Consider the following 23,959-nt stretch of genomic DNA (forward strand, 5'->3'; position numbering starts at 1 on the left):
ATGCCTCAGGGTCTGAGGCCTGAGGCCTGAGGCCTGAGGTCTGAGGCCTGAGGCCCGGCCGGCCGCCCGTGGCCGGCGGGGACCACGGGCGGCGGGGCTACCGGGAGAGGTCCCCGAGCGCGTCGGCCAGCTGGTCGACGGCCCAGAGGAGGTCCTCCTCGGCGATGACGATCGGCGGGGCGAGGCGGATGGTGGAGCCGTGGGTGTCCTTGGCCAGGACGCCCCGGCGCATGAGCGCCTCGGAGATCTCCCGGCCGCTCCCGATCGAGGGGTCGATGTCCACGCCCGCCCACAGGCCCCGCCCGCGCACGGCCACCGCGCCCCGGCCGACCAGCGTGTTCAGCCGCTCGTGCAGGACGGCGCCCAGCTGCTTGGAGCGGGCCTGGTACTCCCCGGTGTTGAGCAGGTCGATCACCGCGCACGCCACCGCGCAGGCGAGCGGGTTGCCGCCGAAGGTCGAGCCGTGCTGCCCCGGCCGGATCACGCCGAGGACGTCGGCGTTCGCCGCGATGGCCGAGACCGGGACGACGCCGCCGCCCAGCGCCTTGCCCAGCACGTAGACGTCGGGGACGACGCCCTCGTGGTCGCAGGCGAAGGTCTCGCCGGTACGGCCCAGGCCGGACTGGATCTCGTCGGCGATCATCAGCACGTTCTGCTCGGTGCACAGCTCGCGGACCTGCCGCAGGTAGCCGTCCGGCGGCACGAGCACGCCGGCCTCGCCCTGGATGGGCTCCAGCAGCACCGCGACCGTGTCGGCGTCGATGGCCTCGCGGATCGCCTCCACCGAGCCGTACTTAACGATCTTGAAGCCCGGCGTGTAGGGGCCGTAGCCGCCGTGGGCGTCGGGGTCGGTGGAGAAGCTCACGATCGTCGTGGTGCGGCCGTGGAAGTTGTCCTCCATGACGATGATGTTCGCCCGGTCGCGGGCGACGCCCTTGACCTCGTACCCCCACTTGCGGGCCGTCTTGATCGCCGTCTCCACGGCCTCGGCGCCGGTGTTCATCGGCAGGACCATGTCCTTGCCGGTGAGGTCGCCCAGCCCGGCGGCGAAGGCCGCGAACTGGTCGTGGAAGAAGGCGCGGCTGGTCAGGGTGAGTCTGTCGAGCTGCTCCCGCGCCGCTTCGATGATCTTGGCGTTCCCGTGCCCGAAGTTCAGCGCCGAGTAGCCGGACAGGCAGTCCAGGAACCGGCGCCCCTCGACGTCGGTGACCCAGGCGCCCTGCGCCTCGCGGATCACGATGGGGAGGGGGTGGTAGTTGTGCGCGCTGCGGCGCTCGCTGAGCTCGATGAGCTCGGCCGTGGTGGTCATCGGTACGTCACCGTCTTCTCTGATGCGCGGCGTCTGCCGCTCGGCGTTCATCCCCGGATCTCCAGCGTGCAGCACTTCGGTCCGCCGCCGGCCTTGCGGAGCTCGGAGAACTCGATCGGGACGACCTCGAAGCCTCCGCGTTCGAGCGCGCTCCGCAGTCCCGCCGCCTCTTCGTTGATCACTACATGGGTGCCGTCGCTGACCGCGTTGAGGCCCAGTACGGCTGCGTCGTCCTCGCCGGCGATGACGGCGTGGGGGAAGAGGCGGCGCAGTACCTCCTGGCTCCCCGGAGAGAAGGCACCCGGGAAGTATGCCACGTTATGTCCGTTTAATGGGAAAAGGGCCGTGTCCAGGTGGTAGAAGCGCGGGTCCACCAGGCGCAGGGTCACCACCGGGCGGCCGAGGAACTCCTGCACCTCGGAGTGGGCGGCGACGTCGGTGCGGAACCCGGTCCCGGCCAGGACGACGTGGTCGAGGGTGAGGAAGTCGCCCTCGCCCTCGTTGGTGAAGTCCGCCTCGCGCACCCGCTCGTAGCCGTTGCGGACGAACCAGTCCAGGTAGGCCGGGCCCTCGGCGGCCCGTTCGGCGTGGGTGAACCGCGCGCCGTACACCCGGCCGTCGACGACCAGCGCGCCGTTGGCCGCGAAGACCATGTCCGGCAGGCCCTCCACCGGGTCGATCAGGCTGACCCGGTGCCCCAGGGCCTCATAGGCGCTCCTGAGCCCCTCCCACTGCCGGATCGCCACCTCGCGGTCGGCGCCCGCGACCGGATCCATCCATGGATTGATCCGGTACTCGACCGCGAAGTGCTCGGGCGGGCACATGAGGAAGTGCCGCGCCGCGGTGCTCCCGCCCGCCGCGGGGAGCGGGACCCCGGCCGCCGCGGGCGCGGGCCGGACGCCGGGCGCCGCGGAGGGGCCGGGACGGGCTCTCTCCCGGCCCAGCACCCCGGTGACTTCGCTGGCTGTGATGGCACACCTCCACGAGGGGACGTCGCGTCAGGGACGGCAACAGCCTAGGAACGGGGTTCACGCAGGCCAAGGGGTCTGTCGTGCGTGTCGGCGCGGCTTTCGCGCGTCCTTCAGGCCAGGAACGGCGATTCGTTGCGCGGGGTGATCGGCGGGGCGTCGATCAGCCGGGAGAGCACGATGGAGCTCTTGGTCCGCACCACGAACGGCTCGGCGGAGATGCGCTCGATCACCCGCTCCACGTGGCGCACGTCCGTCGCCCGGATGTGCAGCAGCGCGTCGGCCTCCCCGGTGATCGTGCACGCCGAGACCACCTCCGGGTTGCGGGCCACGGCCATCCCGATCTCCGCCGGCGAGGTCTTGCCCGCGCAGAACAGCTCGACGTACGCCTCGGTGGTCCAGCCGAGCGCCGCGGGTTCCACCCGCGCGGTGAACCCGGTGATCGCCCCCGCCCCGCGCAGCCGGTCCACCCGCCGTTTCACCGCCGACGCCGACAGGCCCACGCGCTGCCCGATCTCCGCGTAGGTGGCGCGGGCGTCCTCGACGAGCGCCCCGATGATGTCGCGATCCAGCCGGTCCAACTCCACGCTGCTTTGTAACACAGCCGCGCGACCGGGCGGTGCGCGGCCGTCCCCAGGCACCCCGTCCCGCACACGGCGAGGGCCGCGGCGGGTGCGCCGCGGCCCTCGAGGTCGGGTCGTACGGCGGGCGCCGGCGGGCGCCCGGTACGAGGGTCGTCAAGCGGGCTCGGCCTCGCCGGTCGCCTGCTCCATGGCCTCCTCGGGGGAGGTCTCCAGGTCGTCGCTCTCCTGGGCCTTGGACGCCGAGGCCTTGTCCAGCCGGACCCAGCTCGTCACGCTTTCGACGGCGAACAGCACGCCCAGGTAGAGCGTGAGCGCGGCCAGCACCCAGGTCAGCACGCCCAGCGCGGCGCCCGCTCCGAGCAGCAGGAGGCGGATCTCCCAGCCCAGCCCGGCGCGGAACACCCAGTCGGGCGGCCAGATGCCCTGCCGGGTCCGGTAGACGGTGTCGTAGGTGTGGTAGCCGACGACGTACAGCAGGACGAACAGCAGCCACTTGGGCGCGTCCGCGGCCAGGCCGACCAGGATGACGATCAGGAACTCGGTCGCCCGGATCAGCGGCGGCACCAGCCAGTCGAGCTTGCCCAGGTGGTCGCGGGCCGCGGTGGGCAGCACCAGCGCCACCATGGCCAGCACGGGGACGATCAGCACGGGGCCGTCGTCCAGGACCCCGGCCACCGCCATCACGACCACCGCGAGCAGCGCGGCGAGGGAGGCCGGAACCGGGGGCAGGCCCGGGCCGACCGCGCGGCGCAGCGCGGTGACCAGCGGGCCGTCGTCGCGGTAGGCGAGCAGGCGCGCGGTCTGGATGCGCAGGCGCTCCTCGTAGGGGTCGGGAGCGGGGGTGGCCTGCGGCTGGGTGATCATGCGAGCGACCTCATCAGACGTCCGGTGAGCGAGTAGGTGGCCCCGATGCCGCCCCAGATGATCAACGCGAGGAAGGTGATCCGGGCGTCGAAGAGGGCTCCGGTGACGGCGATGACGGCGAAGCGCTCACCGATCGGGAACACGATCATCTTGCGGGCCCAGTGCACGGCCCGGTACCTGCCGGCCTTGGTCCACATCTTCAGCAGGTTGCGGATCCCGCTGCTGCGGGCGGCCTTGCGCTGCTCCAGCGCGTCCCGGAGCGGGGTGTCGGAGACGATCGAGAGCGGGATGGAGGGCAGCGGCGACGGCGGCCGGCGCCGGTTGGCCGCGCCGAAGGAGAAGTCCAGCAGGTGCTTGATGGACTGCAGGCCGAGCGCGGCGAGCGCCAGGGTCCACACGTCGCCGACCCCGGAGACGGCCGCGCCGACCGCCAGGCCAGCGAAGACCACGTACTCCTTGAAGCGGTCGAAGGTGGCGTCCAGCCAGGCGCCGAGCACGCCGAACTTGCGGGCGTACCGGGCGACCTGGCCGTCCACGCAGTCGAAGACGAAGGCGAAGTAGATCAGGAGCCCGCCGGCCACCATCCCGGGGCGCTGGCCGGTGGCGAAGCAGGCCGCCGAGGCCACGCCCAGGGCGATCGAGATCAGCGTGACCTGGTTGGGCGTGAGCCCGCGCCGGGCCGCCCAGCGGGCGATGTAGCGCGAGTAGGTGCTGACGAAGAAGGTGGTGAAGAAGCCGTCGGCGCCCTTGACCGCGTTGTTCAGCCGGGCCTTGTCCTCGTCGAAGGCGGCCATGTCCGCCACGGCCGGGTCGGCGTCGGCCTGCCCGGTGATCCGGCGGTAGAACAGGTCGCGGCGACCGCGGATGCCGACCGAGACGCCGCGCCGTACCAGGCCCAGCACCAGCAGCTGGACCAGGTCGTCCTCGGGCCCGAGCAGGTGCGCCATGTCGGCGAGCTCGCGGGCGGCCTCGGCCAGCGTCGGGGCGTGCTTGACGTGCACGTGCAGCGGGCCGAGCAGGACGGCGTTGGGCCGGGTCACCGCGTGGTAGGCCGAGCCGACCGAGATCACGCGGGACTTGGCCGCGCGGACCCGGACCGGCAGGCCCTCCAGGACCCGGTCGCCGATCTCGGGCAGGGCCTCGTCGATGGGGACGTTCGGGACGACGGCGTCGCCGTTCTCGTCCTCCTCGCGGGGCTCCTTGACGATCAGCGCGAGCGCGCCGCGCTTCGACTTGGTGATCTGATAGATCAACTCGTCGTGGATCAGCGAGTTGGCGGGGAGGATGAGCAGGTTCTCCGTGGCGTGCTCGACCGCCTCGGCGACGGCGCGCAGGTCGCCGGCGAGGTCGGAGGTCTCGACGAGCGTGCCCGGGAGACCCCGGTAGGCCGTGGCGTCGCCCGAGCGGGCGATCGTCACCGGCGCGGAGTCGAGCGAGGCGAGCTGGCCGTGCAGCTTGCCGATCACCGTGGGGCAGCCGGGAAGCGCGGGCAGAGTCAGCGCGGCGGGCGGCGTCGACTGGCCGGGGGCGGCATCGGGGCCGGGCGATGAGCCCAGCAGGACCACGCGGGGCATGGCACCCTTTCGTGCGGGGGTGAGGTGGAACCGGGTCGAACGTGGCGGGAAAGTTCGCCAGAGGCCGAAGTTTAGTGAGTTCCGGGTGAACAACACGAACGCGCGGCCCGTCCGCCCCACATGATCACCGCTGAAGCCCCGCCGGGCGGGGCCTCCCCTAGACTGGGCGGGTGAGCCTGTACCGTGACGAGGGCGTCGTGCTGCGCACCCACAAGCTGGGCGAGGCCGACCGCATCATCACGGTCCTGACCAAGCGGACCGGAAAGATCCGGGGCGTGGCCAAGGGCGTCCGGCGCACCATGTCCCGCTTCGGCGCCCGGCTGGAGCCGTTCACCCACATCGACCTCCAGCTGCACACCGGCCGCACGCTGGACGTGGTCACCCAGGTCGAGACCATCCGGCCGTACGGCGAGGCGCTCATCGCCGACTACCCGCGCTACACGGCCGGCAGCGCGATGCTGGAGACGGCCGACCGGCTGATCATGGGGGAGAAGGAGCCCGCGCTCCGCCAGTTCCTGCTGCTCGTCGGCGGCCTGCGGGCGCTGTCGGCGGGGGAGCACGAGGCCCGGCTGGTGCTCGACGCCTACTTCCTGCGCTCGCTGGCGGTGGCCGGGTACGCCCCCGCCCTGGTGGAGTGCGCCCGGTGCGAGGGCCCCGCCGTACGGGCGTTCGCCATCGTGGCGGGCGGCGCGGTGTGCGGGAACTGCCGGCCGGCCGGGGCCGCGGTGCCCGCCGGGGAGACCCTCGCCCTGATGAACGCCCTCCTCAAGGGCGACTGGCCCGCCGCGGACGCCTCCGAGGCCCGGCACCGGGCCGAGTGCAGCGGCCTGGTCGCCGCCTACCTCCAGTGGCACCTCGAACACGGCATACGCTCTCTGCGACACGTAGAAAGGGAGCCCGCAACGTGAACGTCCGTCCCCCCGCCCCGCACCCCTCCGGCGCCGTCCCGCCGCCGATCCCGCGCGACCTCGTCCCCCGGCACGTCGCGATCGTGATGGACGGCAACGGCCGGTGGGCCAAGCAGCGCGGCCTGCCGCGCACCGAGGGGCACAAGGCGGGCGAGGCCTCGCTCTTCGACGTGATCGAGGGCGCGATCGAGCTGGGCGTCCCCTACCTGTCGGCCTACGCCTTCTCCACCGAGAACTGGAAGCGCTCGCCCGACGAGGTGCGCTTCCTGATGGGGTTCAACCGCGACGTCATCCGCCGCCGCCGCGACCAGCTGCACGCCATGGGCGTGCGGGTCCGCTGGGCGGGCCGGCCCGGGCGGCTGTGGAAGAGCGTCATCTCCGAGCTGCAGGACGCCGAGGAGATGACCGAGCGCAACTCCACGCTGACCCTGCAGTTCTGCGTCAACTACGGCGGCCGGGCCGAGATCGTGGACGCCGCGCTCAAGCTGGCCGAGGACATCGCCGCCGGGCGGGTCAGGCCGGGCCGGGTGAAGGAGGAGACCTTCGCCCGCTACCTGGACGAGCCGCAGATCCCCGACGTGGACCTGTTCGTGCGCTCCTCCGGAGAGCAGCGCACCTCCAACTTCCTGCTCTGGCAGTCGGCCTACGCCGAGATGGTCTTCCTCAACCGGCTCTGGCCGGACTTCGACCGCCGCGACCTGTGGGAGGCGTGCGAGACCTACGCCAAGCGCGACCGCAGGTACGGCGGAGCCGTGCCCAACGAGGTGCGCTGACCTCCCGCACAGGGCCCCGCCGACCTTCCGGGCCGACCTCCCGCACAGGGCGTCGCCCGGGCCCGCCCGCGCGGCCGGCGGCCTTGTGGGCCCCTCCTCGCGGTGTGAGACTGGAACTGACGAAAGGGGGACGTCATGATCGAGGTGAAGAGCGTCGGCAAGCCGGACGAGCGCCGTGACTTCCCGATGGGGCATCTGGACGTCTGCGGCCTGGAAGGGCTGACCTTCGGCGTCGCCACGTTCGAACCCGGATGGCGCTGGTCGGAGTCCGTCAAGCCGATCGCCGGGACCGACTCGTGCCAGGTCAGGCACAGCGGGTTCGTCCTCAGGGGCCGGCTGTGCATCCGGATGGACGACGGCGCGGAGGCCGAGCTGGAGTCCGGCGACGTCTTCGTCTGCGACCCCGGGCACGACGCCTGGGTCGTCGGCGACGAGCAGACCGTGGTGTTCGACTTCGCCGGCGGAGCCGCGGAGTACGCCAGGTCGGCGACCTAGCCGCCGACCGAGCCGCCCGGCGGTTCAGGCCCGGCGGCGGGCCCGGTAGGCGGCCACGTGCATGCGGTTGCCGCAGGTACGGCTGTCGCAGTAGACCCTGGAGCGGTTGCGGGACTCGTCGACGAAGACGCGTTCGCAGTCGGGGGCCGAGCAGGTGCGCAGGCGCTCCCACTCGCCCTCGACGAGCAGGTGCGCCAGGGCCACGCCGAGGTCGGCCGAGAGGTGCTCGCCGAGGGAGGCGCCCGGCGCGAAGTAGTGGACGTGCAGGGAGTGGCCGTCGTGCTCGGTCAGGCGCGGGGTGATGCGGGTCCCGCTCAGCAGGGTGTTCAGCCGGATGACGGCGGTGGCCTGGTCGGGAGCGGTGAAGACCTTGTGGAAGGCCTCGCGCAGGGCCCGGACCTGGCTCAGGTCGGCCGCGCCGAGCTCCCCGACACCGCTGATCTGCCAGCGGTCCACGAACGCGCCGAGGCTGTCCAGGCTGTTCAGCCGGTCCTCGCCCCCGGTGGCGGGGGAGGTGTTGACCAGGTCGACGGCGGTGGCGAGCGAGTGCACCATGTCATGTCCGAATGGCATGTCGACTCCTGTTGGGTGCGGGTTCGGCGCGGTCGCACGTACGGCTGCTCGCCGTTCCGGAAGCGTATCTCTCCGGGACGGCCTCGCGGCCGTCCGTCACCGCACATCACCGCATCGGTTTCGCCGCGTCGGACCGGAGCGGCGGGGGCCGGACCCGTCACGGGCCGGCCGCCTCCGGCTCCGCGGCGGCTCCGGCGGCGGCTGCACGCCGCGCCCCGACGCTCCGCGGGCCGGGCCGCCGGGTCGTTCAGGAGTGTGCGGCGGCGGCGGTGGAGGGCGCGGTGGAGCAGGACGAGCAGGTGCCGAAGACCTCGACCGTGTGCGTGATCTCGGTGAAACCGTGCTCGCTGCCGACCGCCTCGGCCCAGCGCTCCACGGCGGGCCCGGCGACCTCGACCGTCCGCCCGCAGCGGCGGCAGACGAGGTGGTGGTGGTGGTCGCCGCTGGCGCACGCCCGGTAGACCGACTCCCCGTCGTCGGTGCGCAGGACGTCCACGTGGCCCTTGTCGGCCAGCGCCTGCAGCGCCCGGTAGACCGTGGTCAGTCCGATCTTGGCGCCCTCCGCGCGCATCTCGGCGTAGACGTCCTGCGCACTGCGGAAGCCCTCGCTCCGGCGGAGGATCTCGTGTACGGCATCGCGTCTGTTGCTCATGGGCGGGACTCCTGAGGTCGGCTTCGGCGTACGAATCTACCGAGCCCGAGGGCCAGGACGAACCCCCCCAGTGCGACGAGCACGATCAGGGCGCCCGGCGGCGCCTCGACGTAGAAGGAGGTGGTGAGGCCGCCGACGGTGGCGAGCACCCCGAAGACCACGGCCAGCAGCATCGTGCTGCGGAATCCGCGGGTGAGCTGCTGGCCGGTCGCCACCGGGACCACCATCAGGGCGCTCACCAGCAGCAACCCGACCACCCGCATGGCGATGACCACGGTCAGCGCCGCGGTGACGGCGATCAGCAGGCTGAGGAGGCGGACCGGCAGACCGCTGGCCTTGGCGACCTCCTCGTCCTGGCAGAGGACGAACAGCTCCCGGCCGAAGACCGCGACCACGCCGAGCACCGCGACCGCGAGCGCCCCGATCACCCACACGTCCTGGGCGGTGACGGTGCTGATCGAGCCGAACAGGTAGGACATGAGGGTGGAGTTGCTCCCGCCGGGGGCGAGCGAGATGAGCAGCACGCCTCCGGCGATCCCGCCGTAGAACAGCAGGGCCAGCGCCACGTCGCCGCTGGTCCTGCCGCGCGCGCGGACCAGTTCGATGGCGACGGCGCCGAGCACCGAGACGAGGACGGCGGTCAGCACCGGGGCGGTGCCGGTGAGGAAGCCGAGCGCCACGCCGGTCAGGGCGACGTGCCCGATGCCGTCGCCCAGCAGGGCCAGGCGGCGCTGCACGATGAAGGTGCCGACGGCGGGGGCGGTCAGGCCGATGAGGAGCGCCGCGAGCAGGGCCCGCTGCATGAAGTCGTACTGGAGCAGGTCGATCACGACGCCGCCCCCCGGCGGGCCGGAACGGGGGCGGACGGGCCCGCGGTGCGGTCGTTCACGAGGTGGGTCTCCACTCCAGGGGGCTCGCCGGGGACTCCTCGGCGTGCGGGTGCACGTGGTCGTGTCCGGGCAGCGCGTGCGTGCCGACCGCGCGCGGCGGCGGGCCGTCGTGGCAGACGCAGCCGTCGCGCAGGACCACCGCGCGGGTGATCAGGGGCTCCATCGGGCCCAGTTCGTGGGCGACCAGCACGACCGTCCTGCCCTGGGCCACGAGCCCGGCGAGGGTGTCGGCCAGCAGCCGCTGACTGGCCGCGTCCACGCCGGCCGTGGGCTCGTCCATGACGAAGGCGTCGGGCTCTCCGGCCAGGGCGCGGGCGATCAGCACCCGCTGCTGCTGCCCGCCGGACAGCGCCTGCACCGGGTCCCCCGCCCGGTCGGCCAGGCCGACGGTCTCCAGCGCCCGGGAGGTCGCCGCGGCGTCGGCGGCGCTCGTCCGCCGGAACCGGCGCTGCCGTGCGATGCGCCCGGAGGCGACGACCTCGCGGATCGTGGACGGCACACCGCCGCCCACCGAGAGCCGCTGGGGCACGTAGCCGATCCGCCACCAGTCGCGGAACCGGGCGGGCGGCGTGCCGTACAGGAGGGTGGAGCCCCCGGACAGGGGGATGAGGCCGAGCAGGGCACGGATGAGGGTGGACTTGCCCGACCCGTTCGCACCGAGGACGGCCACCACCTCCCCGGACCGGACGGTCAGGTCGATCCCGCGCAGCACCGGGCGGCGGTCCAGGCTGACCTGGCCGCCGCGCATGGTGAACGCTTCTTCTCTCTCTGTCACCTGGTGCCTTTACGAGCAGCTGAGCGCCGTCTTGAGGGTGGCGAGGTTGCGGCGCATGGCGGACAGGTAGTCGCCTTCCGCCGGACGGCTCTCGATCGGGTCGAGGACGGCGGTGGTGGCGCCGACCTCCTGGGCGAGAACCTCGGCGACCTTCGGGCTGACGAGGGTCTCGGTGAAAATGGTAGTCACCTTTTCCCGCTTGGCGACCTCGGCCACCTCGGCCAGGCGGGCGGGGGAGGGCTCGGCGTCGGGGTCGACGCTGATCCCGACCTGCTGGAGCCGGTAGCGGTCGGCGAGGTAGCCGAAGGCCTCATGGCCGGTGACGATGGAGCGCGAGGCGCAGTTCGCCAGGCCCCGGGTGAGCTCGCCGTCGAGGGCGGTGAGGTCGGCGGCGGTCTTCGCGGCGCGCTCGCGGTAGCCCGCGGCGTGAGCCGGGTCGGCGGCGGCCAGCTTCTCGCCCAGCCGGGTGGCGACGGTGGCGAACCGGCTCGGGTCGAGCCAGAGGTGCGGATCGTAGGAGACCTCGTGCCCGTGCTCGTCCCCGTGGCCCTCCTCCGCGTGCCCCTCCTCGGCGTGGCCTTCTTCCCCGTGCCCCTCCTCCGCGTGCCCCTCTCCGGCGGCGAGGGTCGTGACCAGGGTGGCGGCGTCGAAGCCCCGGTCGGCGGCGTGCTGCTCGACCGCCTCGTCCACGGCGGGCTGCACGCCCTTGACGTAGGCCACGAGGGAGGTCTTCTCCAGTCCCGCCACCTGGGCGGGCGTCAGCTCCAGGTCGTGCGGTTCGACGCCGGGCTCGGTCAGTCCGACGACGGCGACGTCGCCTCCCCCCACCCGCTCGGCCAGCCACTGCAGGGGGTACAGGGCGGCGGTGACCTCGGGGCGGCCTCCCGCGGAGCCGCCGGTCGAGTCGGCGGCTCCGGAACCGCAGGCGGCGGTGGCGGCGAGGAGGGCGGTCCCGGTGAGCAGGCCGGCTGCGCGCATGCGGATACGTCGGGAGGAGTCGGACATCATGTCCACCAGTATGCGCGTAAATGAAAACGGTTGTCAAAATCGCGATCAGCGGGCCGCCGGACCGGCCGCCGCGATGGGACCGGATGCGTCGGAGGGCGCGGCAGGAGAGGCTCGGGAGGCGCGGAGGGCCCGGGTTCAGAAGGCTCCGAACCGGTCGGCGGCCAGCAGCAGCAGGAAGGCCAGCAGGGCGATCCGCAGGATCCGGCCCTTGGCGCCCAGGGACGGCCAGGACATGTAGGCCAGCCAGCCGACGAACGCGATCACCGGGAGGACGGCGAGGCCGCCCCAGAAGGACGGCACCGCGAACCCGGCCAGCAGGAGGACGACCAGCACCACCGGCGGGATCCAGCGGGGCAGCCGGAACAGGAACACCAGGGGCGCGGCGCTGAGCCGTTCGATCGTCTGCCGCGTCCCGGCGGCACCGGGGGTGAAGAACCGCTCCCCGGGCGGGAGCGGGCGTCCGGGGGCCGCGCGCCCGGATCCGGTCGTACGGCGGCCGGCCGCGGCGGGCCGGGCGAGGGGGTGCGCGGGACGCCCGGAGCCGGGACGCCCGGAGCCGGGGCGGTCGGAGCTGCTCTTGTCGGCCACGGCCAGAGCCTAACGCCGCGCCGTCCGGCATGGCACGCGCGGTGAAGGGCGTTCCTCCGGGTCACCCCGCTTGTGGCCGGGGCGGGCCGTACGTAGACTCGGCGGCGGCGGACTTCCACGCCGAACCTCCTCGATCGGGCACCCACGCCGCCCGCGCTCCACGGAGGCAAAGGGGACCCACGTGCCTCGGGAGGCTGCAGGTCTCGTGCGCCGACCGACGTCGCGGCGGGCCGACCGGCAGGCGTGGGCTGCGGGCGGCCGTCCGCCGCGAGCGGAGTCAGCATGACCGGCAAGAAGCAGCTCAAGATCCGCATCCGGGCCCGGATGGCGAAGACCGGTGAGAGTTACACCGCCGCCCGCCGCCATGTCGTCGCCCGGCCCGAGCCCGCGACCGACGGCGACTGGACCTTCCGCGGCGGGCGTCACCCGGGCAGCGCGGCCGTCGCGGCGGTCCTCGCCGACCAGGGGGCCGCCGTCAGCGAGCCGATGGTCTTCCTGGCCGGAGGCGGCATCGGCGCCGGGTACATCCTGTGGGAGTTCGCGCACGACGGCAGCCGCCACCTCACGCTCGGCTTCCGCAACCAGTGGCAGTACCACGACCGCTGGACGGCCAAGACGCTGGACCGGCTCGGCGTCGGCTTCGCCGTGCACACCACCTCGGGAGCCAAGGGCGCGGCCGCCCGGCTCGCCGCGGAACTGGACGCCGGACGGCCCTGCATCGTGCTGCCCGACCGCTACCACGTCGGCTACTGGGGCCTTCCCGAGAGCCTGGACGGCTACGGCGGGCACCCGGTGGTCGTCTACCGGGGCGACGGCGCCGACGTGCTCGTCGACGACCGGGGGACGGCCCCGATCAGGGTGCCGCGGGCGCGGATGAACGCCGCCCGGGCCCGGGTGCCGTCCTACCGGAACATCCTGCACGTCCTGGACCCCGCCGGTTCCGCCGGGATCGACGCCGAGCGGCTGGCCCGGGCGGCGCTGGAGGGGTTGCGCGACGCCGCCGAGCACCTGAGCGCGGCCTCCGAGTCGTTCTCGCTCCCCGCCTGGCGCAAGTGGTCGCGGATGACGGTCGACCGCCGCAACGCCAAGGGCTGGCCGAAGGTCTTCGCCGACGGGCGCGGGCTGGCCGGGGCCCTGCTGTCGATGTGGGAGGGGGTGGAGCCCGTCGGCGTGGACGGCGGCAACCTCCGCGACCTGTTCGCCGACGGGCTGCAGGAGGCCGGCGCACTGCTGGACCTCCCGCTCGCGGACCTGGCCGAGGAGTTCCGCCGGATCCACGGCCTCTGGCACGACCTGGCCGAGGCGGCCTTCCCGCTCGCCGTCCCGGAGTTCGCCCGCATGCGCGCGCTCACCGCCCGGATCCGCGAATCGCTGCTGGCGGAGGGCGCGGCGGGCGGCGGAGCGGACGCGGGGACGGCCGCCGGGGAGGCGGGGGCGGCGGCGCAGGACGCGGTGGACGGGGCCGCGGAGCTGTGGGAGCTGCGGGCCGCGGTGGACCGCGTCTCGCCGGTCGAGGACCACGGGGCCCTCTTCGCCGAGCTGAGCACGCGCCTCGCGGAGATCCACCGGTCGGAGAGCGAGGCGATCGCGGCCCTGCGCGACCTGGTGCGACAGGGGTTGTTAGCTGATAGCGAAATCATCAGTGTTCATCAGCTTTAATCTGAGATCATCAAGGCGTGAAGCTTTCGGAATGGGCGCGGCGGAACGGCGTGCACTACCAGACCGCCTGGCAGTGGGCGCGAGACGGAAAGATGCCCGTCCCGGTCGTCAAAACCGCCACCGGCCGATACCTCGTACTCGAACAGCACACCACCACCGCCGAAGGACGGACGGTGGCGTACTGCCGGGTCTCCAGCGCCGACCAGAAGACCGACCTGGAGCGACAGGCCGGACGAGTCGTCGCCGCAGCCACCGGCATGGGACTGGCCATCGCCGACGTGGTGAGCGAGGTCGGCTCCGGCCTGAACAGCAGACGGCCGAAACTGGCCCGGCTGCTGCGCGACCCGCAGGTCACCACGATCGTGGTCGAGCACCGTGACCGGCTGACCCGGTTCGGGATCGAGCACCTGACCGCCGCGCTGGAAGCGACCGGGCGGCGCATCGTCGTCATCGACGACACCGAAGTCGACGACGACCTCGTGCGGGACATGACCGAGATCCTCACCTCGTTCTGCGCCCGCCTGTACGGCCGCCGCTCGGCTTCCCGCCGGGCCAAGGCCGCACTCCGAGCCGCAGGCGAGACCGCGTGAGCGACCGTCAGGGCTTCCGGATCGAGCTGGATCCCACCCCCGCCCAGCGTGCCCGCCTGGGGCGGCACGCCGGGCTGTCGCGGGTGGTGGAGAACTTCTGCCTGGAAAAGGTCCGCGCCGCTCTCGACCAGCGGGAAGCGGAGAAGACCTACGGCGTGGACGAAAAAGACCTGACCCCGGTGCCGTGGTCGGCTCCCGCGCTGGAGCGGGCCTGGCGTGCCGAACACTGGCGGTGCTTCCCCTGGTTCACCGCTGACGGCCTGTCCTCGCGGATACCAAAGGAGGCGTGCCGGGTCCGGGCCGCCGCCTTCAAGAACTTCTTCGACTCCCGCGCAGGCAGGCGCAAAGGCCGCAAGGTCGGATTCCCCGCGTGGCGCAAGCGCAAGCACGGATCGAGGTTCCGCTACGACGCCGACCGCGCCCGCCCGGCCGGGCAACGGGCGGTGAAGCTGCCGGGTATCGGCACCGTGCGTACCCGCGAGGCCATGACGTGGCTGACCGACCGGCTCGACGACGAGCGGGCGCGCGTCATCGGGGCCACGATCCGTGAGATCGCGGGCCGGTGGTGGATCTCCTTCCAGGTGGAGATCGACCGCACCGACGTCAACGCCCGCCGTACCGTTGCCGCCGACGCGCCCGCGTGCGGCATCGACGTCGGTGTCAAAACCTTCGCCACCATCGTGGACGACGACGGTACCGTCACCGAGATCCACGCTCCCAAGCCACTCAAGAACGCGCTGCGCAAGCTCCGCAGGGCGAACAAGGCGCTGGCCCGCACGCAGAAAGGCTCGAAGAACCGGGCCAAGGCCGCCCGCCGCGTCGGGCGGATCCACCTGGACGTCGCTCACCAGCGGGCGGACTTCCTGCACAAGACCACGACGATGCTCGCGAGATCCAAGCAGGCCATCGCCGTGGAAACCCTGAACGTCGCCGGGATGGTCACCAACCGGCGGCTGTCGCGGGCGATCTCCGATCTCGGATTCGGGGAGTTCTTCCGCCAGCTCGCCTACAAGACGGACTGGTACGGCTCGACCGTGTGGGCGGCCGGTCGCTGGTTCCCCTCGTCGAAACTGTGCGGCGGGTGCGGGGCGGTCAACGCCGGGCTGACCTTGGCTGACCGGGTGTGGACGTGCGAGTGCGGCACCGTTCACGATCGGGACGTCAACGCGGCACGCAATCTGCTCGTCGCGATGGCGCTGGAGCAACAGGCCGCGTAAGCCTGTGTCGCCGGGCAGTTCCCCGGAGACGCTAAACGCCTGTGGAGGCGACGTAAGACCAGGTTCCGGCCTGGCAGACGCCAGCGAATCAGGAATGAGAATCACTGAGATTCTCCGAACGGGGACGCGGCTGACCGTCCCGCGGCGAGGGGGCATGGCCGACCGTCCCGCGGCGGCGCCGGGTCCCTCTGGCATGCTGGGCGGATGCTCGCTCTCATCCGCTACTCGGTGCCGCCCGCGCGGACCGGGGACTTCCTGACCCAGGCGCACGACATCATCGACACGCTGGCCGCGCAGCCGGGCTACGTGCGCGGCCGCGTGGCGCGGTCGGTGGACGAGCCCGACCTGTGGGCGCTGGTCAGCGAGTGGGAGGGGGCGGGCTTCTACCGCCGGGCCCTCGGCGCGGCGCGGATGGCGATGTACCCGCTGATGACGCTGATGATCAACGAGCCGAGCGCCTTCGAGGACGTCGGGCGCGGGTAGTCCGTCCGTGGCTCCCCTAAGCTGGGAGCCCAGTCGATTCCTCGCCGACCTCCAGCCGGATGGAGATTTTCCCTTATGTCACGCCGTACGGACATCATGGACACCATCGTCAGCCTCTCGAAGAGACGCGGGCTCGTCTACCCCTCCAGCGAGATCTACGGAGGCCTGCGCGCGTCGTGGGACTACGGCCCGCTGGGCGTGGAGCTCAAGAACAACGTCAAGCGGCAGTGGTGGAAGTCCATGGTCCAGGCCCGCGAGGACGTCGTCGGCCTCGACTCGTGCGTCATCCTCGCCCGCGAGGTGTGGCAGGCCAGCGGCCACGTGGAGACCTTCACCGACCCGCTGACCGAGTGCCAGTCCTGCCACAAGCGCTACCGCGCCGACCACCTCGAAGAGGCGTACACCGAAAAACACGGCAAGAGCCCGGCGGGCGGCCTGGCCGACATCACCTGCCCGAACTGCGGCAACAAGGGCGCGTTCACCGCGCCCAAGCAGTTCAGCGGCCTGCTGAAGACCTACCTCGGCGCGGTCGAGGACGAGTCGGGCCTGGCCTACCTGCGCCCGGAGACCGCGCAGGGCATCTTCATCAACTACCTCAACGTGCAGCAGTCGGCGCGCCGGAAGATCCCGTTCGGCATCGGCCAGATCGGCAAGTCGTTCCGGAACGAGATCACCCCCGGCAACTTCATCTTCCGCACGCGCGAGTTCGAGCAGATGGAGATGGAGTTCTTCGTCAAGCCCGGCACCGACGAGGAGTGGCACCAGTACTGGATCGACGAGCGCTTCCGCTGGTACGTCGACCTGGGCATCGGCAAGGACAACCTGCGGCTCTACGAGCACCCGCAGGAGAAGCTGTCCCATTACTCCAAGCGCACCGTCGACGTGGAGTACCGCTTCAACTTCACCGGAAGCGAGTGGGGCGAGCTGGAGGGCATCGCCAACCGCACGGACTTCGACCTGACCGCGCACGGCAAGGCCTCCGGCACCGACCTGAGCTTCTTCGAGCAGGACACCGGCGAGCGCTACGTGCCGTACGTGATCGAGCCCGCCGCCGGCGTCGACCGGGCGACGCTCACCTTCCTCATCGACGCCTACACCGAGGACGAGGCGCCCAACGCCAAGGGCGTCATGGAGAAGCGCACGGTCATGCGCCTCGACCACCGGCTCGCGCCGGTCAAGGTCGCGGTGCTCCCGCTCTCGCGCAACGCCGACCTGTCGCCGAAGGCCAAGGACCTGGCCGCGCAGCTGCGCAGGCGCTGGAACGTCGAGTTCGACGACGCGGGCGCCATCGGCCGCCGCTACCGCCGCCAGGACGAGATCGGCACGCCGTTCTGCGTCACCGTCGACTTCGACACCCTGGACGACCACGCGGTGACCATCCGCGAGCGGGACTCGATGGCCCAGGAGCGGGTCGCCCTCGACCAGGTCGACTCCTACCTCCGCCGGCACCTCAACGACTGACCCCGCGGCTCGCCGCGTACGGCTCCCGCCCCCTCCGGGGCGGGAGCCGTACGCGCCTGGCGGGGTGTCCCCCTCACCCGACAAGGAGCTGACGATGTTCGTCGACATGCCGCTGGACCAGCTGCGCGGCTACCTGCCCGAGCGGCCGGAGCCCGCCGACTTCGACGCGTTCTGGGACCGCACGCTGACCGAGGCCCGCAAGCACGACCTCGGCGCGGTGTTCACCCCGCACCCGAGCGCGCTGACGGTGGCCGACGTGTACGACGTGACCTACGCCGGGTACGGCGGGCACCCGGTCAAGGGCTGGCTGCTCGTGCCGCGCGGAGCGCAGGGCCCGGTGCCGTGCGTGGTGGAGTACATCGGCTACGGGGGAGGCCGGGGGCTGCCGATCGACTGGCTGCTGTGGCCGTCGTTCGGCCGGGCGGTGTTCGTGATGGACTCGCGCGGCCAGGGGGCGGGCGGCTGGCGGCGCGGCGACACCGCCGACCCGGAGCCCGGCACGGGCCCGCAGACCCCCGGGGTGATGACCAAGGGGATCGGCGACCCGGACGACTACTACTACCGGCGGCTCTACACCGACGCCGTCCGGGCGGTGGAGGCGGCCCGGGCCCATCCGGCGGTGGATCCGGGCAAGGTCGCGGTGTCCGGCGGCAGCCAGGGCGGCGCCATCGCGCTGGCGGCCGCCGCGCTGGTGCCGGACCTCGCCTGCGCGCTGGTCAGCGTGCCGTTCATGTGCCACATCCGGCACGCCGTGCAGATCACGGACGAGAACCCCTACGCCGAGCTCGCCGTCTACTGCCGGGTCTTCAAGGACCGGGTGGAGGAGGTCTTCACGACCCTGTCGTACTTCGACGGGCTCAACTTCGCGGCCCGCTCGACCGCCCCGGCGCTGTTCTCGGTGGGCCTGCGCGACGGCGTCACCCCGCCTTCCACGGTCTTCGCCGCCCACAACCACTACGCGGGGCCCAAGGAGATGCGGGTGTACCCGTACAACGGCCACGAGGGCGGCGAGTCCGCCCACGCCATGGAGCAGGTCGCGTTCCTGCGGGCGGCCCTCGGCGCGTGAGGCCCGGCCGGTCCGGCCGGAGGTGAGGAGTGCGGGGTACGGCGTGCGCGCCGTGCCCCGCACGCGTCGTGCGCGCCGCCCGGCCGGGGCCTGCCCGGCAGGGCCCGGCCGGGGCCGGGGGACCGGGCCGCAGGGCGGGGGCGGGGCCGGGGGACCGGGCCGCAGGGCGGGGGCGGGCGGCCTTCCGCGACCGGCCGGGAATTGGTTTACACCAATTGGTGTAAACCAATTCTCCGGGTGACCGATATCACGTTGAAAACGTTGCCGATTTTAATTGGATTAGACCGCGATAAGGGCTTTGAACTGCATGGACATGCTCCACGGCTAAGGGTGGCGTTTCATTCGCGTCTTCATCGGTAGAGTCCCGACTAAGGCGAAGAGCGCGTCATTTGAAGCCGCAGAAGGAGCAGCCATGCCCAAGTACGTATACGACTTCACCGAGGGCAACAAGGATCTCAAGGATCTGCTCGGCGGTAAGGGGGCCAACCTGGCCGAGATGACCAATCTCGGGCTCCCGGTCCCGCCCGGCTTCACGATCACCACCGAGGCGTGCCGCAGCTTCCTCGCCGAGGGCGCGCTCCCCGAGGGCCTGGAAGAGCAGCTCTCCCGCCACCTGGCCGCGCTGGAGAGGCGGATGGGCCGCCGCCTGGGCCAGTCCGACGATCCCCTCCTGGTCAGCGTGCGCTCCGGCGCCAAGTTCTCCATGCCCGGCATGATGGAGACCGTCCTCAACATCGGGCTGAACGACGAGTCGGTACGCGGCCTGGCCAAGCAGGCCGGCGGGAACGAGCGCTTCGCCTGGGACTCCTACCGCCGCCTGATCCAGATGTTCGGCAAGACCGTCCAGGGCATCGACAGCGAGCTGTTCGACGAGGCCCTGGAGCGGCTCAAGGCCGGCCGCAGCGACCTGGACCTGCAGGCCGCGGACTTCCAGGGCCTGGTCGAGACCTACAAGGAGATCATCCGCGCCGAGACCGGCGAGGACTTCCCCGCCGACCCCTACCGGCAGCTGCGGATGGCCGTCGAGGCCGTCTTCGCGTCGTGGAACGCCCCGCGCGCGGTGCTCTACCGCCGCCAGGAGCGCATCCCGGCCGACCTGGGCACCGCCGTCAACGTCTGCTCGATGGTCTTCGGCAACTGCGGCATGGACTCGGGCACCGGCGTGGCCTTCACCCGCGACCCCGGCAGCGGCCAGCAGGGCGTCTACGGCGACTACCTGCAGAACGCCCAGGGTGAGGACGTGGTGGCCGGCATCCGCAACACCATGCCCCTGCAGGAGCTGGAGCACCTCGACAAGCACTCCTACGACGAGCTCATGCGGATCATGGAGAAGCTGGAGAACCACTACCGCGACCTGTGCGACATCGAGTTCACGGTCGAGCGCGGCAGGCTGTGGATGCTCCAGACCCGGGTGGGCAAGCGGACGGCGGCGGCCGCGTTCCGCATCGCCGTGCAGCTGGTCGACCAGGGCCTGATCGACCTCGACGAGGCGGTCACCCGCGTCACCGGCGACCAGCTGGCCCAGCTCATGTTCCCCCGCTTCGACGGCGGCGCGGAGAAGAAGCGGATCGCCACGGGGATGAACGCCTCCCCGGGCGCGGCCGTCGGCAGGGCCGTCTTCTGCTCCGAACGGGCCGTCGAGCTCGCCGCGGCGGGCGAGGCCGTCATCCTGGTCCGCCGGGAGACCAACCCCGACGACCTGGCCGGGATGATCGCCGCCCACGGCGTGCTCACCTCGCGCGGGGGCAAGACCTCCCACGCCGCCGTGGTCGCGCGCGGCATGGGCAAGACCTGCGTCTGCGGAGCCGAGGAGCTGGAGGTCTCCGCCGAGGAGCGCCGCTTCACCGCCCCCGGCGGCGTCGTGGTCGCCGAAGGCGACCTCATCTCCATCGACGGCTCCAGCGGCGAGGTCTTCCTGGGCGAGGTGCCCGTGGTCCCCTCCCCGGTCGTGGAGTACTTCGAGGGCGCCCCCGTCGGCGGCGACGAGCTGGTCGCGGCCGTGCACCGGATCATGTCCCACGCCGACGCCGTCCGCCGCCTGGACGTGCGGGCCAACGCCGACACCGGCGAGGACGCCGCCCGCGCCCGGCGGTTCGGCGCCCGGGGCATCGGGCTGTGCCGTACCGAGCACATGTTCCTCGGCGACCGCCGGCGGCTGGTCGAGGACCTCGTCCTGGCCGGCGGCGACGAGGAGCGCGAGCGGGCGCTGGCCGCGCTGGAGCCGCTGCAGCGGGCGGACTTCACCGAGATCTTCCGGGCGATGGACGGCCTGCCCGTCACGGTCCGCCTGATCGACCCGCCGCTCCACGAGTTCCTGCCCGACTACACCGAGCTCTCGGTCAAGGTCGCCCTGGCCGGTGACCGGGCCTCCGACGGGGACCGCCGGCTGCTCGCCGCGGTCAAGCGCCTGCACGAGCAGAACCCCATGCTGGGCCTGCGCGGCGTACGGCTCGGCCTGGTCGTGCCCGGTCTGTTCGCCATGCAGGTCCGGGCGATCGCCGCGGCGGCCAAGGCGGTGCCCGGCACCCGCGCGGAGATCATGATCCCGCTCGTCGGCGCCGTCCAGGAACTGGAGTGCGTCAGGGAGGAGGCGGCCGGGATCCTGGCGGAGGCGGGGGTCGAGGCCGCGGTCGGCACGATGATCGAGGTGCCGCGCGCCGCGCTCACCGCGGGCCGGATCGCCGAGGCCGCCGAGTTCTTCTCCTTCGGCACCAACGACCTCACCCAGATGGCCTGGGGTTTCTCCCGTGACGACGTCGAGGCGGCGTTCTTCTCCCGCTATCTGGAGCTGGGCGTCTTCGGCGTCTCCCCGTTCGAGACCCTGGACCGCGACGGCGTCGGCCGGCTCGTGCGGATCGCCGTCGAGGAGGGCCGCAGGACCCGCCCGGACCTCGGACTCGGCATCTGCGGCGAGCACGGCGGAGACCCCGACTCGATCCACTTCTGCCACGAGGTCGGCCTGGACTACGTGTCCTGCTCGCCGTTCCGGGTGCCGGTCGCCCGGCTGGAGGCCGGTCGGGCGGCCCTGACCTGCGCCGGTTCCGACACCCGCTGACGGCCCGCGGCGGGTGCGCGGCGGGTCCGCTGCGGGTCTGCGGGGCCGGCGACCGTCGAGGGGGACGGCCGCCGGCCCCGGATCCTTCCACACGGAGGGGAGTCCTCGGCATCCCGTAGCGTCCCCGAGTGTTTACCGAGGGCCGGGCATGGACCGGTCCTACCGGGGATAAAATCACTGCACTCATGCACCGCTATGACGAGTCCGATCAGGCCCGATGGGTGCCGGAACCTCCCGGCAACCCCGAGCGAGGGCCGTTCGCCCGGGACCGCGCGCGCGTGCTGCACAGTGCGGGCCTGCGGCGGCTGGCGGCCAAGACGCAGGTGGTCGGGCCGGGAGAGACCCTGGGCAGCGGGCAGCACATCCCGCGCACCCGGCTGACCCACTCCCTGGAGTGCGCGCAGATCGGCCGCGAGATGGGCGAGGCGCTCGGCCGCGACCCCGACCTGGTGGAGACCGCCTGCCTGGCCCACGACCTGGGGCACCCTCCGTTCGGGCACAACGGCGAGACCGCGCTCAACGAGGTCGCCGCCCCCTGCGGCGGTTTCGAGGGCAACGCGCAGAACCTGCGCCTGCTGACCCGGCTGGAGGCCAAGGTCCTCACCGAGGACGGCCGCAGCGCCGGGCTGAACCTGACCCGGGCCACCCTCGACGCGGCCTGCAAGTACCCCTGGCGCCGCCCGGAGCCGGTCGAGGGGGCCACCGGACGGCGGCCGTACGGCGCCTACGACGACGACCTGCCGGTCTTCGAGTGGATCCGGCGGGGCGCCCCGGCCGGACGGGTGAGCTTCGAGGCGCAGATCATGGACTGGGCCGACGACGTCGCCTACTCGGTGCACGACCTGGAGGACGCCCTGCACGCCGGGGAGGTCACCCTGGAGATGCTGCGCGACGGGACCGAGCGCCGCGAGGTGTGCGCCACCACCCGCGCCTGGTACGCGCCGGAGGCCGATCCGGCCGAGCTGGAGGACGTCTTCACCCGTCTGGTCGCCGCACCGCTCTGGCCCCGCGAGGTCGACGGCTCCATGTCCGGCCTCTCCGCGCTCAAGGGCCTCACCAGCGCGCTCATCGGCCGCTTCTGCAGGTCCGCCGAGGTGGCCACCCGGGAGGCGTACGGCCCGGCCCCCGGCCGCTACGGCGCGGAACTGGTCGTGCCGAGGTCCACCCGCCTGGAGTGCGCGGTGCTCAAGGGGGTCACCGTCCACTACGTGATCACCCGGGAGGACCACAGCGCCAACCGGGCGCGGCAGCGGGAGCTGATCCACGACCTGGCCCGCCTGATCGCCCGGGGCGCCCCGGACTCCCTGGAACCCGCGCTCCGGCCGGCCTTCGCCAGGGCGGGCGACGACGCCGCCCGGCTGCGCGTGGTCGTCGACCAGATCGCCTCGCTGACCGACACCTCGGCGGTCACCTGGCACCGCCGGCTGGGCGGGCGCTGACAGGACGTTTCGGGCGGGCCGTGCGGGGCCGGGCGGGAGCCCTCCGGGCGGTCCCGAGAGGGGAGGGGCGCTGACGGGTCCGTCACCCGTTCAGCGTGGTGACCGGCCTGTTCTCCTCCACCGGCTTCTTGCGCGGCTTCCTGGTGGGGGTGGGGGTGGGCTCCGGCCGGGACGCGCACAGGACGGCGCACGCGGGCGTCGGGCCGGTGCGCTTCATAAGGGCCCGCGTCTCATCCGCGGGGGACAGGGTGCGGTTCCCCTTCAGCCAGGCGTCCAGGTAGTTCCAGGGCTTGACCATGCCCCGCCGCACCCACCACCGGGAGGGCTCGGTCTTCCAGGAGATGGCGAAGTAGAGGTTGCTGGCGGTGTCGCGGGCGTTGCCGGAGTTGCCGATCCGCCCGAGGGCCTGCCCGGCCTTGACCGGGGTGCCCGGTGCGATCCCCGGCGCGACCGAGTCCAGGTGGCCGCCCAGGTAGAGCACGCCGTCCTTCCCGGCGACCGTGACGAACCGGCCCTCGCGGTCCTGCCCCCGGTCGGTGGAGGGCTTCCACCGGTTCTTGATGTTGACCTCGTGGATCACGCCGTCGACCGGGGAGACGAACGAGCAGCCCTTGCCCGCCCAGATCGTGGTCTTGGGTAGGACCAGCAGCTTGCGCTGGTAGGTGGCCTCGCAGCCCTGCACGGGGAAGACGTAGGTGAACTCCGAGACCTTCGGCGGGGGCACCGGGACGGGCTCCTCGGCCTCGGGGGGCCGTACGGCCATCGGCGAGGACGAGGGCGAGGGCGAGGGGGTCCCGGAGCCGGTCTCGGCCGTCGGCGCCGGGATCGTCGCGGTCACCGAGTCCGGGGCCGCGACCAGTTCGGCGGAGGCCGGAGGCACCGTGCTGACACCCGCCACCCCGGCGGGAGAGGCGCACGCTCCGGTGACGAGGACGGCGCCCGCCACGGCGGCCAGTCGTGTTATGTGCCCCGATCTCATGATGTCCACCCGCATAAGTTATCCAGAATCGGCCGTTACCTTTGTAACG

At 72.5% G+C, this 23,959-nt stretch carries 23 protein-coding genes; 11 read left to right on the forward strand and 12 right to left on the reverse strand.

The features are described from left to right. Window positions 1-97: 97 nt before the first annotated feature. The 5 genes from rocD to HS045_RS35530 form a co-directional block, all read right to left on the reverse strand. Complete coding sequence (rocD, locus tag HS045_RS17860) at window positions 98-1,309, reverse strand: ornithine--oxo-acid transaminase (protein WP_196452455.1); 1,212 nt, start codon at window positions 1,307-1,309, stop codon at window positions 98-100. A 47-nt stretch (window positions 1,310-1,356) separates the two neighbouring features. Beyond that, window positions 1,357-2,256: a dimethylargininase gene (ddaH, locus tag HS045_RS17865; RefSeq protein WP_374191383.1), complete on the reverse strand. Its 900-nt coding sequence runs from the start codon at window positions 2,254-2,256 to the stop codon at window positions 1,357-1,359. Window positions 2,257-2,390: 134 nt separating this feature from the next. Further along, window positions 2,391-2,864, reverse strand: coding sequence for an Lrp/AsnC family transcriptional regulator (locus HS045_RS17870; protein ID WP_196452456.1), 474 nt, complete (start codon window positions 2,862-2,864; stop codon window positions 2,391-2,393). 150 nt (window positions 2,865-3,014) lie between these two features. After that, window positions 3,015-3,725 (reverse strand): DUF5941 domain-containing protein, encoded by a 711-nt coding sequence (locus HS045_RS35525; protein ID WP_196452457.1) that lies wholly within the window; start codon window positions 3,723-3,725, stop codon window positions 3,015-3,017. Further along, complete coding sequence (locus tag HS045_RS35530; protein ID WP_196452458.1) at window positions 3,722-5,299, reverse strand: CDP-alcohol phosphatidyltransferase family protein; 1,578 nt, start codon at window positions 5,297-5,299, stop codon at window positions 3,722-3,724. Before HS045_RS35530 ends, HS045_RS35525 begins: the two co-directional genes overlap by 4 nt. Before the next feature lie 170 nt (window positions 5,300-5,469). Here HS045_RS35530 and recO point away from each other — a divergent pair, with 170 nt between their 5' ends. From recO to HS045_RS17895, 3 genes are all read left to right on the forward strand, one after another. Next, window positions 5,470-6,207: a DNA repair protein RecO gene (gene recO, locus HS045_RS17885; RefSeq protein ID WP_196452459.1), complete on the forward strand. Its 738-nt coding sequence runs from the start codon at window positions 5,470-5,472 to the stop codon at window positions 6,205-6,207. Continuing rightward, window positions 6,204-6,980: an isoprenyl transferase gene (locus HS045_RS17890; RefSeq protein WP_196452460.1), complete on the forward strand. Its 777-nt coding sequence runs from the start codon at window positions 6,204-6,206 to the stop codon at window positions 6,978-6,980. The genes recO and HS045_RS17890 overlap by 4 nt, the downstream gene beginning before the upstream one ends. A 135-nt stretch (window positions 6,981-7,115) precedes the next feature. Beyond that, window positions 7,116-7,475 (forward strand): cupin domain-containing protein, encoded by a 360-nt coding sequence (locus HS045_RS17895; RefSeq protein ID WP_196452461.1) that lies wholly within the window; start codon window positions 7,116-7,118, stop codon window positions 7,473-7,475. Window positions 7,476-7,499: 24 nt separating this feature from the next. Here HS045_RS17895 and HS045_RS17900 read toward each other — a convergent pair whose 3' ends face one another. From HS045_RS17900 to HS045_RS17925, 6 genes are all read right to left on the reverse strand, one after another. Continuing rightward, a complete protein-coding gene (locus HS045_RS17900; protein ID WP_196452462.1) occupies window positions 7,500-8,048 on the reverse strand; it encodes a CGNR zinc finger domain-containing protein in 549 nt (182 codons plus the stop codon). Between the two features lie 247 nt (window positions 8,049-8,295). Then, a complete protein-coding gene (locus tag HS045_RS17905) occupies window positions 8,296-8,700 on the reverse strand; it encodes a Fur family transcriptional regulator (protein WP_196452463.1) in 405 nt (134 codons plus the stop codon). Beyond that, the gene (locus HS045_RS17910; RefSeq protein ID WP_196452464.1) at window positions 8,697-9,530 is read right to left on the reverse strand and encodes a metal ABC transporter permease; all 834 of its coding nucleotides are present in this window, start codon (window positions 9,528-9,530) and stop codon (window positions 8,697-8,699) included. The genes HS045_RS17905 and HS045_RS17910 overlap by 4 nt, the downstream gene beginning before the upstream one ends. Window positions 9,531-9,585: 55 nt before the next feature. Further along, window positions 9,586-10,338 carry a metal ABC transporter ATP-binding protein gene (locus HS045_RS17915; RefSeq protein ID WP_196452847.1) on the reverse strand — a complete coding sequence of 251 codons (753 nt, stop codon included), beginning with the start codon at window positions 10,336-10,338 and terminating at the stop codon, window positions 9,586-9,588. A gap of 36 nt (window positions 10,339-10,374) precedes the next feature. Continuing rightward, window positions 10,375-11,373: a metal ABC transporter solute-binding protein, Zn/Mn family gene (locus HS045_RS17920; RefSeq protein ID WP_307827573.1), complete on the reverse strand. Its 999-nt coding sequence runs from the start codon at window positions 11,371-11,373 to the stop codon at window positions 10,375-10,377. A 135-nt stretch (window positions 11,374-11,508) separates the two neighbouring features. After that, the gene (locus HS045_RS17925; protein ID WP_230884086.1) at window positions 11,509-11,961 is read right to left on the reverse strand and encodes a DUF6703 family protein; all 453 of its coding nucleotides are present in this window, start codon (window positions 11,959-11,961) and stop codon (window positions 11,509-11,511) included. 282 nt (window positions 11,962-12,243) lie between these two features. Here HS045_RS17925 and HS045_RS17930 point away from each other — a divergent pair, with 282 nt between their 5' ends. The 8 genes from HS045_RS17930 (at window position 12,244) to HS045_RS17965 (ending at window position 22,931) form a co-directional block, all read left to right on the forward strand. After that, a complete protein-coding gene (locus HS045_RS17930) occupies window positions 12,244-13,620 on the forward strand; it encodes a BtrH N-terminal domain-containing protein (protein WP_196452465.1) in 1,377 nt (458 codons plus the stop codon). A 17-nt stretch (window positions 13,621-13,637) separates the two neighbouring features. Continuing rightward, complete coding sequence (locus HS045_RS17935) at window positions 13,638-14,210, forward strand: IS607 family transposase (protein WP_196452466.1); 573 nt, start codon at window positions 13,638-13,640, stop codon at window positions 14,208-14,210. Further along, window positions 14,207-15,427 (forward strand): RNA-guided endonuclease TnpB family protein, encoded by a 1,221-nt coding sequence (locus tag HS045_RS17940; protein ID WP_196452467.1) that lies wholly within the window; start codon window positions 14,207-14,209, stop codon window positions 15,425-15,427. Before HS045_RS17935 ends, HS045_RS17940 begins: the two co-directional genes overlap by 4 nt. A gap of 204 nt (window positions 15,428-15,631) precedes the next feature. Continuing rightward, window positions 15,632-15,910, forward strand: a complete 279-nt coding sequence (locus HS045_RS17945) for an antibiotic biosynthesis monooxygenase (RefSeq protein ID WP_196452468.1) — start codon at window positions 15,632-15,634, stop codon at window positions 15,908-15,910. Window positions 15,911-15,985: 75 nt separating this feature from the next. After that, window positions 15,986-17,371, forward strand: coding sequence for a glycine--tRNA ligase (locus HS045_RS17950; protein WP_196452469.1), 1,386 nt, complete (start codon window positions 15,986-15,988; stop codon window positions 17,369-17,371). 94 nt (window positions 17,372-17,465) lie between these two features. Next, the gene (locus HS045_RS17955) at window positions 17,466-18,437 is read left to right on the forward strand and encodes an acetylxylan esterase (protein WP_196452470.1); all 972 of its coding nucleotides are present in this window, start codon (window positions 17,466-17,468) and stop codon (window positions 18,435-18,437) included. A 412-nt stretch (window positions 18,438-18,849) separates the two neighbouring features. After that, window positions 18,850-21,492, forward strand: a complete 2,643-nt coding sequence (gene ppdK, locus HS045_RS17960) for a pyruvate, phosphate dikinase (RefSeq protein ID WP_196452471.1) — start codon at window positions 18,850-18,852, stop codon at window positions 21,490-21,492. 185 nt (window positions 21,493-21,677) lie between these two features. Further along, window positions 21,678-22,931 (forward strand): deoxyguanosinetriphosphate triphosphohydrolase, encoded by a 1,254-nt coding sequence (locus HS045_RS17965; RefSeq protein WP_196452472.1) that lies wholly within the window; start codon window positions 21,678-21,680, stop codon window positions 22,929-22,931. A gap of 82 nt (window positions 22,932-23,013) precedes the next feature. Here the strand turns inward: HS045_RS17965 and HS045_RS17970 are convergent, their stop codons facing one another. After that, a complete protein-coding gene (locus HS045_RS17970) occupies window positions 23,014-23,910 on the reverse strand; it encodes a M23 family metallopeptidase (protein ID WP_196452849.1) in 897 nt (298 codons plus the stop codon). Window positions 23,911-23,959 lie beyond the last annotated feature (49 nt).

Source organism: Planomonospora sp. ID82291, assembly GCF_015711645.1.
GTDB lineage: Bacteria > Actinomycetota > Actinomycetes > Streptosporangiales > Streptosporangiaceae > Planomonospora.